General features: G+C 64.8%; 17 protein-coding genes. 8 read left to right on the top strand and 9 right to left on the bottom strand.

The features are described 5' to 3' along the window. Positions 1-225: 225 nt before the first annotated feature. Genes M9978_RS20600 through M9978_RS20580 form a run of 5 tightly spaced genes read left to right on the top strand, consistent with a single transcriptional unit; the run spans position 226 to position 3375 of the window. Entirely contained in the window at positions 226-1395 is a 1170-nt protein-coding gene (locus M9978_RS20600; RefSeq protein WP_254296594.1) for an FAD-dependent monooxygenase, read from the top strand. A 17-nt stretch (positions 1396-1412) separates the two neighbouring features. Next, a complete protein-coding gene (locus tag M9978_RS20595) occupies positions 1413-2054 on the top strand; it encodes an acyl-CoA-like ligand-binding transcription factor (RefSeq protein ID WP_254296592.1) in 642 nt (213 codons plus the stop codon). Continuing rightward, positions 2051-2548, top strand: a complete 498-nt coding sequence (locus tag M9978_RS20590) for a nuclear transport factor 2 family protein (RefSeq protein WP_254296589.1) — start codon at positions 2051-2053, stop codon at positions 2546-2548. Before M9978_RS20595 ends, M9978_RS20590 begins: the two co-directional genes overlap by 4 nt. A gap of 60 nt (positions 2549-2608) precedes the next feature. Further along, the gene (locus M9978_RS20585; RefSeq protein WP_254296586.1) at positions 2609-2917 is read left to right on the top strand and encodes a chorismate mutase; all 309 of its coding nucleotides are present in this window, start codon (positions 2609-2611) and stop codon (positions 2915-2917) included. 59 nt (positions 2918-2976) lie between these two features. Continuing rightward, positions 2977-3375: a VOC family protein gene (locus tag M9978_RS20580; protein WP_254296585.1), complete on the top strand. Its 399-nt coding sequence runs from the start codon at positions 2977-2979 to the stop codon at positions 3373-3375. A 40-nt stretch (positions 3376-3415) separates the two neighbouring features. Here M9978_RS20580 and M9978_RS20575 read toward each other — a convergent pair whose 3' ends face one another. The 6 genes from M9978_RS20575 to M9978_RS20550 all read right to left on the bottom strand — a co-directional run bounded on the left by M9978_RS20575 (position 3416) and on the right by M9978_RS20550 (position 10468). Continuing rightward, positions 3416-4612 (bottom strand): acetyl-CoA C-acetyltransferase, encoded by a 1197-nt coding sequence (locus M9978_RS20575; protein WP_254296582.1) that lies wholly within the window; start codon positions 4610-4612, stop codon positions 3416-3418. A 10-nt stretch (positions 4613-4622) separates the two neighbouring features. Next, the gene (locus M9978_RS20570) at positions 4623-5540 is read right to left on the bottom strand and encodes an SDR family NAD(P)-dependent oxidoreductase (protein ID WP_254296579.1); all 918 of its coding nucleotides are present in this window, start codon (positions 5538-5540) and stop codon (positions 4623-4625) included. A 14-nt stretch (positions 5541-5554) separates the two neighbouring features. Continuing rightward, positions 5555-6346, bottom strand: coding sequence for a 2-(1,2-epoxy-1,2-dihydrophenyl)acetyl-CoA isomerase PaaG (gene paaG / locus M9978_RS20565; RefSeq protein WP_254296577.1), 792 nt, complete (start codon positions 6344-6346; stop codon positions 5555-5557). A 206-nt stretch (positions 6347-6552) separates the two neighbouring features. Further along, the gene (locus M9978_RS20560; RefSeq protein WP_254296573.1) at positions 6553-7824 is read right to left on the bottom strand and encodes an MFS transporter; all 1272 of its coding nucleotides are present in this window, start codon (positions 7822-7824) and stop codon (positions 6553-6555) included. 43 nt (positions 7825-7867) lie between these two features. Further along, positions 7868-9619: a gamma-glutamyltransferase family protein gene (locus tag M9978_RS20555; RefSeq protein ID WP_254296570.1), complete on the bottom strand. Its 1752-nt coding sequence runs from the start codon at positions 9617-9619 to the stop codon at positions 7868-7870. A gap of 117 nt (positions 9620-9736) precedes the next feature. Then, on the bottom strand, positions 9737-10468 hold the full coding sequence (locus tag M9978_RS20550; RefSeq protein WP_254296567.1) for a class II aldolase/adducin family protein: 732 nt from the start codon (positions 10466-10468) through the stop codon (positions 9737-9739). A gap of 21 nt (positions 10469-10489) precedes the next feature. On the opposite strand from M9978_RS20550, the gene M9978_RS20545 reads away from it, so the two are divergent. From M9978_RS20545 to M9978_RS20535, 3 genes are read left to right on the top strand one after another with little or no spacing between them, the layout of a single operon-like run. After that, on the top strand, positions 10490-10753 hold the full coding sequence (locus M9978_RS20545) for a hypothetical protein (RefSeq protein WP_254296565.1): 264 nt from the start codon (positions 10490-10492) through the stop codon (positions 10751-10753). An 18-nt stretch (positions 10754-10771) separates the two neighbouring features. After that, positions 10772-11659: a LysR family transcriptional regulator gene (locus M9978_RS20540; protein ID WP_254296563.1), complete on the top strand. Its 888-nt coding sequence runs from the start codon at positions 10772-10774 to the stop codon at positions 11657-11659. A gap of 59 nt (positions 11660-11718) precedes the next feature. Then, complete coding sequence (locus tag M9978_RS20535; RefSeq protein WP_254296560.1) at positions 11719-12624, top strand: LysR family transcriptional regulator; 906 nt, start codon at positions 11719-11721, stop codon at positions 12622-12624. A gap of 47 nt (positions 12625-12671) precedes the next feature. Here the strand turns inward: M9978_RS20535 and M9978_RS20530 are convergent, their stop codons facing one another. From M9978_RS20530 to M9978_RS20520, 3 genes are read right to left on the bottom strand one after another with little or no spacing between them, the layout of a single operon-like run. Further along, positions 12672-13844, bottom strand: a complete 1173-nt coding sequence (locus M9978_RS20530) for an acyl-CoA dehydrogenase family protein (protein WP_254296556.1) — start codon at positions 13842-13844, stop codon at positions 12672-12674. Positions 13845-13846: 2 nt separating this feature from the next. Beyond that, a complete protein-coding gene (locus M9978_RS20525; protein ID WP_254296554.1) occupies positions 13847-14857 on the bottom strand; it encodes an acyl-CoA dehydrogenase family protein in 1011 nt (336 codons plus the stop codon). 9 nt (positions 14858-14866) lie between these two features. Beyond that, the gene (locus M9978_RS20520; protein WP_254296552.1) at positions 14867-16498 is read right to left on the bottom strand and encodes a thiamine pyrophosphate-binding protein; all 1632 of its coding nucleotides are present in this window, start codon (positions 16496-16498) and stop codon (positions 14867-14869) included. Between the last annotated feature and the right edge of the window lie 42 nt (positions 16499-16540).

Raw genomic sequence — 16540 nt, 5'->3', positions numbered from 1 at the left:
CACCTCCGCTTCACGCAGCTTGCCGATAATCTCTTCCGGGCGATGCTTCTTGCTCGGCATTCCTCGTCTCCTTCGTCATCCAAATATCATCAATTTTGGACCACTCAGAAGGGGGCAGATCAATCTGATGGCACCCGTGAATGGCACCCCGGCTAATTTTTGCCTATTAGGCAATATTGCATATCAGGCAAATAGTGAGTACTGGTGAATCGTGAAGAGGTGCTCATGACCAACAAAAACATTCTGATTGCTGGCGGGAGCATTGCGGGTACCGCGCTTGCTTTCTGGCTCGCGCGCGGAGGTTTCTCCGTCACGTTGGTGGAGCTGGCGCCAGCGCTGCGTCAAGGCGGGCAGGGGGTGGACGTTCGCGACCAGGCGATCGAGGTGGTCGAGCGCATGGGGCTGATGGGCGTCGTACGCGGACGTTCAGTCGACGATATCGGCGCGAACTTCGTGAATGCGAGAAACCGCGTGATCGGCAGCCTCGATCTGCAAGCCATTCAGCAAGAGGGTGGTGGCGCCGCCGAAATCCGTCGCGGCGAGCTCGCCCAGCTGCTGTACGAAAACACGCTCGATCGAGTCGAATATATCTTCGGAAACGCGATCAGCGGGATCGAACAGGATGAAACGGGCGTCGACATAACGTTCGAACATGGTCCCCCGCGCCGGTTCGACCTCGTCATCGGCGCCGATGGGTTTCACTCGGGCGTCCGCCGCATCGTATTTGGGCCGTCGAACCAGTTCGTCCGGTTCAAGGAGCATTATTTCGCTGTCGCCAAGGCCGGGACGCCGCTCGCCGAAGCGCGCAGAAGCACGATCTACAATGAGCCCGGCAAATCGGTGATGGTGCAGTCGGCAGGCAACGCGGCGCCTATGACCTATTTCGCCTTCCATCAGAAGGAACCGCTTGAATACCATTATCGCGATATCGAGCATCAGCGCCAGATCCTGCGCAACGCGTTAAAGGGTGTCGGTTGGGAAACATCGATGCTTCTGGAGCAGGCCGACGTTGATCCGCACTTCTATCTCGACGCGCAGGCGCAGATCGTGATGCCCGGCTGGTCGAAAGGGCGGGTGGTCCTTGCGGGGGATGCCGCGCATTGTGCGTCGCCATTCTCGGGTGCGGGGGGGCTGCTGGCCCTGGTCGGGACGTATCGGCTGGCCGGTGAACTCGTTGCCGCCGCGGGCGATCACCGGCAGGCATTCACGAAGTACGAGATCGGCCAGCGGCCGCTGGTGCTGGAAAAGCAAGGCCATCTGTTTACCGGCATGTTCGTGCCGCGCACATGGCTTGGGATCAAGGTTCGCAACGGCCTGGTCCGATCAGGCCTTTTGCGGCGCGCCTTCGGGCTCAATCCCAAAAAGATCGATTCGCTTCCTGATTACGGCATGTAAGGCGGGAGGCGCGCATCATGTCATCCACCATCCCTCTGCGGGAACGCAAGAAGATCGCGACGCGGGCGGCGCTGGCCAATGCCGCGCTCGACATTGCTGACAAGCACGGGCTGGCGCAGCTTCGGATCGAAGACATCGCAGAGCGGGCGGGCGTTTCGCTGAGGACTTTCCGCAATTATTTCCCGAACAAGGAAGCTGCGGTCGTAGGGTTGCTGGCCCATAACAGCGACCTTCTCGTCGAGGCATTGCGCGAACGCCCGGCCGAAGAGGGGCTGTGGCACGCGCTGGCCCAGGCTTGCGCCAGGCTCTACCCGACCGATCCTGATCGGGCATGGGTCAGGCGGATGCGGCTGCTTAAGGCTGAGCCGGCGCTGGCTGCCGAGAAATATCGGTCCGACGCCGGCGTGCTGGACGCGCTGTCGGCGGAGATCGCCGCGCGGAGTGAACGCCTGGCGCTCCCCGAACCCTATCCGCAGCTCGCGGCCGAGGTCACGCTGTCCATCGTGCGCGCTTCGATCGATCACTGGCTCGACACGGCTGGCGCGCCGCCTTTGCGGGAGGTGGTTCTGAAGTTCATGACGAGGATTTCTTTGGGAACGCCATCAACCGGCGCCGCGCGATCCGACGCTCCGACCATCTCAAAGGACAAGCTGTCATGATGACCGAAGATCACCCGAACGCCCGGTGGCTGGCGGACCTTTATCAGGGCGTGGTCAGAATTCAGAACGATCCTGCGCTCGGCCCCGACATGCGCGAAGCGACGCTGCTGGCGCATCAACGATCGGCGTTCGCCGCGCGGGTCTCGCCGGATTTCGTCATCCATACCGGGGGCGTTCGGCTTGCCGCCGCCGGACGGGGGGATTTCGTCCAGGCCTATGGTGCGCGCCGCACTGCGATCGCCAAGAACAGCTTTCGGTTGATCGAGATCGATCAAATCATCGCCGACGACCATTATGGAATCGTCCGGGTGCTCACCGGCGCTCGCCATAACGATCGACCAGTCGAATTTCTCGGCATGGGTGGATGGCGGTTCGAAAACGGGCTCGCGGTGCAACATTGGGAAATGGTGCCTGGCGACCTGTGGGACGATGTTTTCCTCGTTGCCGATCCGGACTTCGCAGGCGACCCCCGCGATTTCTGGCTGGCCAAATAGCACCATGATCATCGTTCGACCGGCGGACGCAACGCGGACAGGGTCCGTCAAAGAGGCACAATGAGCACACAGGAACTGACACGGCTCGATCAGATCAGGAACGACATCGAGCGCATCGATCAACAGATCGTGGCGCTCATTGCGCGCAGGCTCACGCTGTGCCGAGAGGTCGGCCCGCTTAAGGCGCGCGCTGGGTTGGCCGCGCATCTGCCTGATCGCGTGAGGCTGGTCATGGCCCGCTGGATGGAAGATGCCACCAGCCATGGGATCGACCCGGAACTCATGCGTCACGTCTCTGCGCTGGTCATCGCCGCGGGTGAGAAATTACAGGTCGAGGCGATCGTGGATGCCCCGGCGCCGGCGTCCTGAGCGCCAAGGCTGGCGCGCGCCGCGCGCAGTGATCCACGAATTGCGAGGGAGCAAGGCAAATGATCAAGCTCGATCACGTAACGATCAGGACCAGGGATCTTTCCGCAACCTTGCGCTTCTATGAGCATTTCCTGAGCCTCAGACCAGGATGGCGGCCACCTTTTTCGATCGGCGGGGCATGGCTCTATCCGGACGGCGGCGATTATCCGATCGTGCACGTGATCGAGACCGACGAAGTGCTGGCGGGCATGCGCGATCACATCGCGTTCCGCGTTACCGGGCTAGCAGCCTATCTAGACAAGGTGAAGGCCGCGGGCTGCGATTACATGGCCATTCCGGTGCCGGGGATATCGCTGGTGCAGGTTCAGCACCGCGACCCCAATCACGTGCTGGTGGAGGCGACCTTCGAAGACGAACCGATCGAGGCGGCAGATATTCGCGACAGCGCGGTGGCCTGAACTCGGGGGCGAACTCGCGCCCCACCCGGCAGGCGCTGCTTCACGCTCGTTCGAACACCGCCGCGACACCCTGGCCGCCGCCGACACACATCGCTTCCAGCCCATAACGGACCCCGCGCCGCTGCATCTCGTTCAACAGGGTCGTCATGACACGCACCCCCGTCGCGCCGATCGGATGGCCGAGCGAGATGCCCGATCCGTTGACGTTGAGCTTGTCGCGCTCGTCCCAGTTCCAGCCCTTGAGCACGGCCAGCACCTGCGCCGCGAACGCCTCGTTCAGCTCGACCAGGCCGATATCCTTCCACGAAAGGCCGGTCTTGGCGAACAAGCGGGCGACGGCGGGCACCGGGCCGATGCCCATCGTGGCCGGATGACAGCCGACCGCCGCCCAGCCGACCAGGAAGCCGATTGGCGTCAGTCCGAGCGCTTCCAGCCGATCCTCAGCCACGATCAGGCACGCCGACGCCGCATCGTTCTGCTGACTGGAGTTGCCGGCAGTCGATACGCCATCCTTCATCATCGGTCTCAGTTTTGCCAGCGCCTCGACGGTCGTGTCGGCGCGGACGCCTTCGTCGGTGTCGAACATCGTCGGTTCGCCATTCTTCTGCGGCACGGCCACCGGGACCACTTCACCGGCGAACAGGCCCTGTAGCCACGCGCTTGCCGCGCGGCGGTGGCTTTCGGCTGCATAGGCGTCCGCTTCCTCGCGCGTGATGCCATACTCGCTGGCCAGATTCTCGGCGGTCTCGATCATCCCGGAAATCACGCCAAACCGCTCCACCGGCTGCGATCGCTCGCGCCCGCGGTCGAGCCGGTCGTAGAGCATCGCGGAGCCTTGGCGGGCCCCGCCGCGCATCGCCGTGGTGTAATGTTCGATATTGCTCATGCTCTCGACACCGCCGGCCAGCACGACGTCGGCGGCGCCGGTCTGCACCATCATGGCCGCCGTGGCGATCGCCTGGAGGCCGCCGCCGCAACGCCGGTCGAGCTGCATGCCCGGCACCTCGATCGGCAGGCCTGCGGCTAGGGCGGCCCAACGGCCCACGCAGGGCGTTTCGCTGTTGGCATAGCTTTGCGCGAACACCACGTCCTCGATCGCGGTGGGATCAACCCCGCTGCGCGCCAGAACGGCCTCAACGACCGTACGGCAGAGATGCTCGACCGGAACGTCTCTCAGGCCGCCCAGGAACCTGCCGACAGGCGTGCGGACGGGGCTGACGATGGCGGCGCGGCGCATGGAGGTCCGATCAGAAGGGGTCGTAGGGAAAGACGGTGGCGGAGGCGCCAAGGTCCGTGAATTTCGGCTTGAGCGCCTGCAGCCCCCCACCGAGCAGCGTCTTTGGCGTCCAGCCGTCCGTGCGCGTCACGGACCCGATCGGGCGCGGCTGGCTGAACAGGACAACCTCATTGCCGCGAACCGCGAAGATCTGACCGGTGACATCGGCGGCGGCATCAGCCGCGAGTGCGACGGCAAGCTGGGCGACCTGATTCGCGCGCATGCCGGTGCGCATTCGCTCCACCCGCTGTGCCGACGCCTCGTCGGTGATCGGAATCGTCCCGATCATGCGCGTCCAGGCAAAGGGCGCGATGACGTTCGAGCGCACGCCCTTTGCGGCGCCTTCCATGGCGAGGATGCGCGAAAGGCCTGCCACGCCGAGCTTGGCGGCCGCGTAATTCGCCTGGCCAAGATTGCCGATGAGCGCCGAGGTGGAAGTGAAATGCACGAACGCGCCACTGCCCTGGTCGCGGAATAGGCCCACGGCCGCGCGCGAGACGTTGAACGCGCCGCGCAGGTGCACTTCCAGCACCGCGTCCCAATCGGCGGCGGCCATCTTGTGGAACATGCCGTCGCGCAGGATGCCGGCGGGATTGATTACGGCGTCGAGCCGGCCGAACGTCTCCAGCGCCTGCTGGACCATGTTCTCGACGGCCGCCTGGCTGGCCACGCTCTCCGAATTCGACACTGCCTCGCCGCCGGCGGCGCGGATCTCGCGGGCGACTTGCTCTGCGGGGCCGGCCGAGCCCTCGTCATCACCCTTCACGCCCGCGCCCAGGTCGTTCACCAGCACCTTGGCGCCTTCATGGCCGGCGAGCAGCGCGCATTCGCGACCGATCCCGTTGCCGCCGCCCGTGACCAGCACGACCTTTCCGTCGAGGACGCCCATCGTTCGAATGCCTTTCAATGTCCCGTGAAGGCGGGGGGACGCCTTTCGTTAAAGGCGGTGATGCCCTCCAGATGGTCCGCGCTGAAGCCGAGTTGCCGTTGCAGGTCGCGCTCCAGATCCAGCTGCTGTTCCAACGTGGCGACGCTGCTGGCGCGCATCGCCCGCTTGACGGCGGCAAGGGCGAGCGGCGGCAAGCTGGCTAGGCGGGCGACCAGCGCCTCGACCTCTTCAGCAAAGCGCTCGTCCTCCACCGCGCGCCAGATCAGTCCCCATTCCGCCGCTGTCTCGGCGGGCAAGGGCTCCGCGGTCAGTGCCAGGCCCATTGCGCGCGCCTGACCGACGAGTCTGGGCAGAATCCAGGTGCCGCCTGCATCCGGAACCAGCCCGATCTGTACGAACGACTGGATGAAGCGTGCGCTTTTGGCCGCGATCACCACATCGCACGCCAACGCGACATTGGCGCCCGCGCCCGCCGCGACGCCGTTCACCGCGCAGACGACCGGTGCCCGCAATCGTGACAGGCGGCGGACCAGCGGTCCCCAGCGGCGCTCCAGCGGCACGGCGAGGTCACGCGGTGGCTGCCCCGGCACCGGCATGGATTCGTTGAGGTCGAGCCCGGCCGAAAAGCCGCGTCCTTCGCCCGTCAACAGCAGCACCCGCCACTCCTCGTCAGCCTCCAGCAGATCGAGCACCGCAGCGACCTCGGCATGCATGGGGATCGTGAAGGCATTGAGCCGATCGGGCCGGTTCAGGCGGAGCCGGGCGACGCCGTCACGCTGTTCGAAGATGATGTTCTCGAAACCCATAGCGGCGTTCCCCGTCGTGGAAGTTCAGGCTGCCGTTTCCGGCCCATGCGGCGGCGGTCGGGATCGGCGTGGCGTCCCAAAACGCCTATCGCCCGGTTGGGAAGGCGTCCATTGCACCATTGCTTCGAATATTGCGGCAGCGAAGCGAAGTCCGCACGACTTGCGGGCGGGCGCGGGTCGGCCGCCCAGGTTGCTTGCCGACGCCATCAGGCGGGCCGGGTTTCCAGATCGCGTGCGGGAGTGCGATGCACCGGGTAGGGTCCGAGCGTGCCGATCAGGATCGCCGACAGGCTGAACGTCCCCGCAACCGTCAGCAGCATGGTCCGGTAACTGCCGTACAAGTCGAACAAGTGCGCGCCCAGCATCGGCCCCAATCCTGCGCCGAAGCTCAAAAGGCCGACGACTGTGCCGAAGACGAGGCCATAATGGCGCACGCCGAACTGGCGGGCGGCCAGATAGGCGAGCACGTCGAATTCCGCGCCGGCCGCAAAGCCGATCAGCACTGCGACCACGAACGCCATCGGAATACTCGGCGCGAGCAACAGCAACATGCAAGCGAGGACCGGCAGCGAGAATGTCACGAAGCCTATTGTCGAGGCCTTGAACCGGTCTAGCAGCAGCCCTGTGGTCAGGCGCCCGAAGATGGTGGCGAGCCCGATGCCCGATGCGATCGTCGCCGCGGTAAGCGGGGCGAAGCCGCTATCTTTGAGCAGGGGGATGAAGTGCACGGTTAGCGCGGTGACCCCGATCCCGGCGAGCAGGCCCGAAAGACCGATCTGGAAGAATTTGCGCGACCTGAAGATTTCGCGCGGGGAAAGGCCGGGCAGGGTGGAACGGCCAATGGGCGCGGTGTCGAGCTTCTCACGTCGCCGCTGATCGGCGGCATCGTAGAAATAGCGCCAGGCGAGCGGGAGCGACAGCAGCGCGTACAGCGCCGCCAACCCTACAACCGCGCCGCGCCAGCCAAAGGATTGCTGCAACAGCGTCAGGATCAAGGGCAGGCTGAACGTCGCCACGCCGGAGCCGGTGAGTGCCACCGCGATCGCGAGGCCGCGGCTGTCGCTGAACCGTGTCACGATCGCGGCGGTCCATACCGTCGATTTGATGAACAGCGCGGCGATTGCGACAAAGCTCCATCCGGCCCACCAGGCCTGTTGGCTCGGCCCTGCAAGCGCGAGCGAGGCAAGCGCAAGACAGAACATCGCGAGCCCAGGCAGGCCGATCCGGCGCGATCCAAAGCGATCGATCGCCATTCCCATAATCGGCGCCAGCAGCACGATGATCGCGCTCATGATGCCGGTCCCGGACGAGATTTGCAGCCTGGTCCAGCCGGTATCCTCGGCAATGGCCGTCATAAGCGTACCAAGCATGATATAGGGCGTGCCCGACATCGCCATGCCGATCAGGCCGACAAGCGGGATTTGCCAGCTTGCCGCCCATTCGCGACTTTCGGCCTGCGGAAGGCGCGGATATTTCATGCCGTTTTGACCCTGGCCTGGTCGGCGCCGCCGGGCCAACGCATCAGCGGCCGAGCGCGTAGGCTGGCCGGCGCGGGTCCGCCGCAGCCTCGAGCATGCCGTCGGATCTTTTGCGGGCATAGCAGACTGCGCCCGCGCGCCATGCGAAATCAGGCCAGCCGACAACATCGTGGCCAAGCCGGGCGAGTTCATCGGTCTGCTCCGATTCTATACGTCCCTCCACATTCAAACGACCGGGATGATAGGCATGCGGCTCGAACGAGTCGGGGAAACTGTAGCTTGCGAATCGCGGCGCTTCCACGGCCTGCTGCGGCGACATGCCGAACAGCTCGATGTTGAGCCACACCTGCACCAGCGCCTGTAGCTGCACATCACCCCCCGGCGTACCGAACGCGCCGACATCGCCGTCGTCGGTGCGAAACAGGAATGCCGCGGGAGTCAGCCGCGGACGCTTCCCCGGGGCGACGCTGGATGGATGGGAGGGATCGGCCCAGGACTGGCTGCCCCGCGATGACGGACACAGGCCGGTGCCTGGAATGACGGGCGTATCGGTCGACACGTCGCTCGGCGTGCAGGAGAAGACGTTGCCATGCCGGTCGATGACGGCGACGTAAGAGGTGTCGAGCGCCGGGACCGCCGGCGGCTGTCCCGGCAAGCTGGCCGGATGCCGCGCCTGCGTCGCGCCCAGTTCGCCGGGCGGCGGCATCTCGCGCCACGCCTGCGTCGGGGAGATCAGTGCTCGGCGTTCGGCGCAATAGCCCGGGTCCAGCAATCGCGCGATCGGCACATCCTGGAACCGCGGGTCGCCGAAATAGCGATGCCGGTCCGCGAAGCACAGCTTGATCGCCTCTGCGATGCAGTGGACATAGGCCGTGCTGTTGTGACCCATCGCGGCAAGATCGATTCCTTCGAGCACCGCGAGGATCTGCAGCAGGCTGGGGCCCTGGCACCAGGACCCGCATGAATAGATGGTCGCGGCACCGAAGCGCTTGGACACCGGCGGCTCTACATCGACATGGAAATCCGCCAGATCCTGCATCGTCAGCAGTCCGCCGTTGCGCTCGTGGAAATCCACGATCGTGCGCGCGATGTCACCGCGATAGAATGCGTCGCGCGCGGCGTCCAACCCGGCAACGCGTCCGGCGCCGGCCGCCCGGTGCTCGCGATCGGCCATATATTGCAGGCTCGCGGCGAGATCGGCCTGGACGAACAGCTCGCCGGCCTTGGGCGGTCGCCCGCCGGGCAGGTAGATTGCGGCCGAGCTTGGCCACTGCGCCAACGTGTCCTGGAACGTCTCCAAAAGACTGGCCTGAAACGGATACATGACATAGCCGTCGCGCGCGAAGCCGATCGCGCTTTGCGCTACGTCGGCAAAGCTCATCGTGCCGAACTGCGCGAGCGCAGTGATGCACGCGTCCGGCGCGGCCGGGACCACGGTGCGCAGAATGCCTTCCGGGATGCGCCCGTCATGATGGCGCATGAACAGATCGGGCGTCACCGCTTTGGGCCACCAGCCCAGGCCGCTGATCGTGAGAACCTCGTCACGCTCGGCAAGATAGATGGCCATCGGCGCGACGCCGGCGACGTTGACCATCTCGCTTTGCACCACGGCCATAACCAGCGTCGCACAGACACCGGCGTCGATCGCATTGCCGCCGACTTCAAGGATGTTGTGTGCCGCCTGAGTGGCAAGGTAATGGCCCGCGGTCACGACCTGCCTGCTGCCCGAGATGGTCGGGCGAAGCGAGGGAATGCCCTGCGCCGCGGCGAGGCCCGTCAGGGAGTCGATGCTCACCGGTCAAGCCTCGCCCGCAGCTCCGTGTATGTGTCGGTTGCCATGACTTGCTTGTTCCTCGTTGGTCGGCAGCGATCTTGGATCGAGCCCTCATCCGCCGCAAAAAAATGTCGCCCTTCAGTCCGCATAGCCGGGGCTCTCCCGGTCGAGCTTGCGCAGCAGCGCCGGCCAGTTGCGTTCCGCGGACGCCGCCATCATGTCGCGCGAGAACTTGCGGTCCGCTTCGGCGGCGACGTGCGGATCGGGGAAGTGCAACGGGCGCCCCATCGACAGCGCCGCGACCTGTGCCGCGCAGGCGGTCTCCAGATTGGCGATCGAGCGGAACGCTTCGCGCACCGTGCGGCCCACGGCCAAGGTGCCGTGGTTGCGAAGGAACATCAGGTTCTTCTGGCCCAGATCGCGCTGCAGCCGCACGCGCTCGTCCAGGTCGGTTGCCACCCCTTCATAATCGTGGAACGATAGCTCGCTCATCACCAGGATTGCCTGCTGCGTCAGCGGCAACAGTCCTTCTTCCAGGGCGGACACCGCCATGCCGTCGCGCGTGTGCAGATGGATGACGCAGCCGGCATCGGCGCGTGCCATATGGATCGCACTGTGGATGACGAAGCCGGCAGGGTTGATGGGATAGGGGGTCGGTGCGAGGGTCTCGCCGGCATGATTCACCTTGACCAGGCTCGATGCGGTGATTTCCTCGAACAGCAGGCCGTGAGGATTGATCAGGAACTCATCCGCTGCTCCCGGAAGTCGCGCTGAGATGTGAGTTGCGGTGAGGTCGTCCCAGCTGTTGAGCGCGACCAGCCGATAGCACGCTGCCAGGTCGCGACGGATTGAAGCTTCGTCGGCGCTCATCGCCTGAGCAGTCGATTCTTCGTGGCGCGCTGCTGGCAGTTGCTGCAATTTCATGTTCTCGCGCCGGGGGGAGGGCGTTGCTCGTCGGCCAAGCTGATGCAAAGCGTGCCGGGCGATGTCGGCGATGAAAAGTGCTTCCTGACCAGGCGGCTGGCGGATTCACAGCAATCGCAGACGTGGTTTCGTGCGACCATCCTGCCCAGCAGCATCACGTCGATCGCGCACCTGTGTCGAGGGGATGGATTGACAGGCTCCGCCAGCGCGGCATTCCTGCGTTGCATATGAGAAATTTCAGTGTGATCCATGGATATTGATCTCGCCCGGGCCGTCCGATTCTACTATGTGGCCGAAGGCAGTTCGTTCATCAGGGCCGCGCAGAAACTGCACGTCGATCCGACTTGGCTCTCGCGACAAATCCAGCAGCTTGAAACGCAGCTGGGGTGTCAGTTGCTGACTCGCACGACCCGGCAGGTCACCCTGACGCCGGAAGGGCGCCAGTTCTTCACCGCGGCGAAGCATCTGGCCGAGGCCGCGAACCGTGCCCAGGCGCTCGCGCAATCGCTGGAGCAGAAAAAGAGCCGCCAGCTCGCGGTTGGGATCAGCAGCTCGACCTTCTGGATTCCTGAGCGGCAGGCGCTGCTCGCCTCTTTCCGGACGCGTCATCCCGACATGGCGATTTCGACTGTCGCCAAGACCAGCACCGAGCTGTTCGACGAGCTGATTCAGCGAACGATCGACATCGCCATCATCGGCGCGGTGCAGGGGCATGACGAATTCGACAGCATCGTTATACACAGAAACCGGCCGTTCCTGTTCATTCCCAAAGAATCCGAACTGGCGCAAAAAGAACAGATTACCATGTCGGATATGGCTGGTCTCGATATCGTGTGTCCGATGATCTACAACAACTATGCCTTCGACCTGATCTATCAGCCGTTTCTTGATGCCGGAGCGCGGCCGCATTGGGCGCCGGAGGGTCCGTATGCCGCCATGTATATTGCCGCCTCCCGCCGGGTCTGTATGATTGCCTGGGGATTCGAGAGCATGATGAGCAACTCCCTGGTGCTCAGGGAAATCGTCGATTGCACCGCGATGATCGAGGTGCTGGCGTTGCGCAACAAGGATGACGAACGGCGCTCGGTTCGTACCTTTTGGGCTACCGCGCGCAATCTGCTGACGACGTCGATCTGATGCGGTGACGCCGCGCCCCTCGGTCCTGGGGCGGGCGCCAAAAAAGGAAGATCAGACGGATGAGGATGGACCAAGACCTGGCGCGGATCGTGCAATTCTATCACGTTGCGCGCGCCAAGTCCCTGCCGGCCGCCGCGTTCAAGCTCGGGGTCGAGGCGGCTTGGCTGTCGCGCCAGATCAAGCAGCTTGAATCCCACCTCGGATTCCTGCTGTTCGACAGCGAGGGACGATATGCCAAGCTCACCAGCGAGGGCGCGGCCTTTTACGACGCGGTCAAGGAGATCGCCGACGCGTCGCGGCGCATTCACTCTGTCGCGCGCGCGCTCGGGTCGGGCAAGAACGAGCTGATCCTGGGTCTCGCCGACTCATCCTTCTGGCTCCCGACCCGCAAGGCACTGATCGACTCGATTACGGAAACCAATCCCGGAATCGTGTTGAAAACGGTGTTCAGCGACACGACCGGCCTCATGAACCAGCTCGCCGAGCGAGAAATCGACATGTGCCTCGCCGGCAGGCTGCATGACATGGACCGTTACGACTTTCTGACGATCTACAAGAGCCGGCCGCGATTGCTGCTGCCCGAGGAGTCGCCATTGCTGGAGAGGCCACAGCTGAAGATGGCCGATATTGACGGCCTCGAGATCGCGGTTCCGCTGATCGACAATGATTATTCCTTCGCGACGATCTATGCGCCTTTCCTGAATGCGGGTGCGAAGCCTCACTGGGTATCGGAAGGCCCGCTGGCGGCATTCCATTTCGCCCTGGCCAACCGGATCGCGCTTATCGCCTGGGGCTTTGAGGACGCGGTCAACAGCTCGCTGCGCGCCACCGACGTGATCGACTGCGACGCCTCGCTGGAGGTCATCGTCGCCAAGAATGCGGACGATGACCGCGAGACCGTGCGCAAGGCGTGGGCTGGCGCCCTGCTGGTCGCAGAAGCGGTCGGCGGCGCGGTCGCGGAATGACTGCACGCAGATCGAACGGCGCGCGCCGCGCCGGCGCGACCGCGGCGCTACCGCGCCCGGGGCAGGCCGAGCACGCGATCGGCGATGATCTCTTTCTGGATCTCCGAGGTTCCGCCGGCGATGGTCATGATCCAACTCAACATGTGGTCATAAGCCCAGGGGTTGCTCGCGCGGTTGTGGTCATAGTCGAGCATCGCCAAGCCCATGATCTCGGTCACGACCTCGCCCAGCGCCTTGTGAGTCATGCCGACCAGCAGCTTGACCATTGATCCCTCGGGGCCCGGCGATCCGGTGCGATCGACATTGGAGACGTTGGCGACGGCCATCGCGCGATGGCCCAGTGCTTCCGCCTTCAACTGTGCGAGCTTGTCGGCAATCACCGCATCGTCGATCGCGAGGCGCCCATCGGAAAGACGGGTGCGGCGCGCCAGGTCGATCGCCCGCTCGACCTTGGCGCTCAAGCTGATCTGCTCTCGCAGGAAGGTCGTGCCGCGCTCGAATGCCAGTGTCGACATTGCCACGCTCCATCCGCCGTCGATCTCGCCCACCACGTTCGAGATCGGGATGCGGACCTGATCGTAGAAGACCTCGTTGATCGCGGATTCGCCCATCATGGTCCTGATCGGGCGGATCGTAATACCCGGCGATCGCATGTCGCAGATGATCCAGCTAAGGCCCTTGTGGCGCTGCGAGCCGGGATCGGTGCGCACCAGCAGTTCCTGATAATCTGCCGTGCTGGCGCCCGTCGTCCAGGTCTTCTGGCCTGTCACCACGATATGGTCGCCCTCGACCACCCCGCGCGTCTTCAGGCTGGCAAGGTCAGATCCCGCGCCCGGCTCGGAAAACCCCTGGCACCACAGCGTTTCACCGCGCAGTATCTTCGGCAGGTGGTAAGTTTTCAGATCCTCGTTGGCGCGTGCGATCAAGGTCGGTCCTGCATGCGTCTGCGCGATCGACATCAAACCATAGCCGGGCGCATTGGCCCGCTCGCATTCTTCGAACCAGATCAGACACTGGATTCCGGTCAGCGCGGCTCCGCCATAGGCCTTGGGCCAGTTCAGCCCGGCCCAGCCACCCTCATAGAGCTTGCGTTGCCACGCCTTGTCATAGGCGGCGGCATCTTCCCGGGTGGACGGGCGCGGACCGGGCACATTGTCCTTGAGCCAGGCGCGCGCCTTGTGCCGAAATTCCACCTGTTCCGAGGTATAGACGAGGTCCATCGTCAGACCTCCATCAGCGCTTGGTCGAGCACGCGCCGAAGCGCGGGCTTCTTTCCGGCGAACAGGTTGGACAACATGACGCTCTTCTTCATGAACAGGTGCGCCCTGAGCTCGTCGGTGATTCCCACTGCGCCGTGCAGCTGGATGTTCCCATCGGCGTTCCGGGCGGCCGCCTCCTGTGCGACGACACGCGCCGCGGCGACCTGCATCGCCGCGTCGTCACGCCCCATGTCGAGTGCCAGGGCAGCGTAATAGGTCAGGCATCGCGCATGCTCGCAGCGCGCCGTCATCTCCGCGATGGGATGGCGGACCGCCTGGTAGGCGCCGATCGGCCGTCCGAAGGTGTGGCGCACCTTGGCATATTCAAGGATCATGTCGCGCGCGCTCTCCGCCTGGCCGACAAGCGTGGCGGCGGTCAGCAACAGACCGTGCAGCCACAGGTCAGGCCCATCGATCCGTGCGATTTCGCGCGCGCGGCGAAGATCGACGCGGTGCATCGTCAGCGTCTCGTCGAGGCAGGGCAAAGCCGGACCCGGATCGGGCAGCTCGACGAGAACCGCATGGTCCGCCCGTACCATCACCGCTGTGCTGCAAGGCGCCGACGTAAACAGCCGCGCGAATCGATCTGGCGCGTCCGACGGCGCGTCGTCGCGCTCCGCGACGATCAGGCCGACGTCCGTCTCGCCGTCGAGGATCGCTTCGGCGCGCTCCGTGTCGCCCGCCGTCGCGGCAACGCGCGCGGCGAGCACGCCCGCCATCATCGACACCGGCCCCAGATTCCGGCCCAACTCCCGGAACAGCAGTACTTCTTCGGCATGGCCCATGCCGAGCCCGCCTAGCGCCTCGGCCAGGCTGATGCGCAGCCAGCCGAGCTCAGCGAAGGTCTTCGACGCGCTGCCATCCTCCGGCGCCCGGCTGGCGCCGTGGAAACGGTCCATCGGCAGCTCCTTGATGACGCCGCGCTGGAAGGAGTCCTGCAGTGCCTGCTGCTCGTCGCTCAGTAAAAGGTCCATGGCGCGCGCTCAGTGGAACGGGTTGGGCATCGCCAGCGTGTCGATCTTAAGATCGATCAGCAGCGGACCCTTGCGGTTCTTGATCGCCTCCACCGCGTTAGCGAGATCGGCGTCGTTGCGCACCGTAACGCCCTGCGCGCCCAGCGCTTTGGCGACTGGTGCGAACTCGGGCCAGTTCATCAACGCAATGTCGTGCGGCATGTCGCGATGGGTGAATTCCGCCACCTCCATGCCATAGGCGCTGTCGTTGCAGACGACGCAGATCAGATCGACGCCCTGGCGGACCGCGGTGTTGAACTCGAGCAGGCCGTTGTTCATGAAGCCGCCATCGCCGGTGACCAGCAAGGTCGGTAGATGTGGCGCGGCGAATGAGGCTCCCACGGCGGACGCAAGCCCCAGGCCGATGCAGCCGGACATGATCCCGAAATAATAGAGCTGCGGGTTTGCGATCCGAAACACCTTGAGCCCCTCGACGACGAACCGGCCACAATCGTTCACCAGCACGCGATCGCGCGGGATCGCATTCCCGATCGTGGTCAGCGCGGTGTAGAAATCGACGGTCGTCGCGGTCGCGGTGTTCGGTAGCGGCAGCGTCGATGCAGCCAGCCGCTCGGGCAGGGCCGGATCGCGGTAACCGCTTGGCGGGATTTCGGCCATATCGAGCAGGTCGATCAGCGCTTGCGCGACCAGATCGGTCTCGCCGAGCAGCCCGGCGTCGGGATCGACGAAGCGGCTGATCGCGGCCGGATCATTGTCGCACTGGATCACCTTCTTGCCTTCGATGAAGGCGCCACGGCTGGTCGTGTAAGCGTTCATCGAACAGCCGAAGAAAAGCACGCAATCGCTCGCCACGATCTCATCGACCGCTGCGGGCGTCGACAAGGTGCCGAAGATGCCGAGATTATAGGCCTCGCCATCGAACAGGTCGCGCGCCTGCACGGTCGTCGACAGCAGCGCGCCGGTCCGCTCGGCCAGCCTGAGCAGCGCGGCCTTGCCGGTGGGCGAGATGGCACCACGGCCCGCGACGATGATCGGCTTGGACGCGGCGGCGATCATCCCGGCCGCATTGTCGAGATCGTCGCTGACCGGCACCATCGCGCGCCGCTCGAACCGGTGCAGCGTCACCTTTTCATAAGTGACATCGGCCCATTGGAAATCGGCCGGAAAGTTGAGCGCGATCGGCCGCCGCTCCAGTTCCGCGCGGCGGAACGCGCGGGCGATGTCGCCCAGCAGCGTCTCGGGCGAGATTGCCTCTTCGAACCCCGCACCGATCGACATGACCAGCTCGCGCTGCGGGATATTCTGGGTGCTCTCGCGATTGGTGTGCGCCGTGTCGCCACAAAGCAGCACGAAGGGGATGCGCGACTTGACGCCCTCGACCAGCGCCGTGATCGAATTGCACAGCCCGGGCCCGTGCGTCACCGTCGCCACGCCGACCTTCCCCGCGCACCGGCCATAGGCCAGCCCCATCAGCACCGCGCCGCCTTCATTGGCGGCCGGTACGTACCGGCCGCCCAGCCGACGGAAGCTGTCGAGAACGAAGATGTTGGCATTGCCGAGGACGCCGAAGATCAGGTCCGCGCCATGCTCCAGCAGGGCACCAGCGACGGCCTCGTGTCCCTTGATTACGTTATCTGCCACTGACAAGCGCTCACATGTTGGGCCGCCCGCTCGGGCTGGCGG

The organism is Sphingomonas tagetis (genome assembly GCF_024211275.1).
GTDB lineage: Bacteria > Pseudomonadota > Alphaproteobacteria > Sphingomonadales > Sphingomonadaceae > Sphingomonas > Sphingomonas tagetis.
Note: the sequence above shows the minus strand (reverse complement) of the source record. Positions and strands in the feature narration are given on the sequence as shown.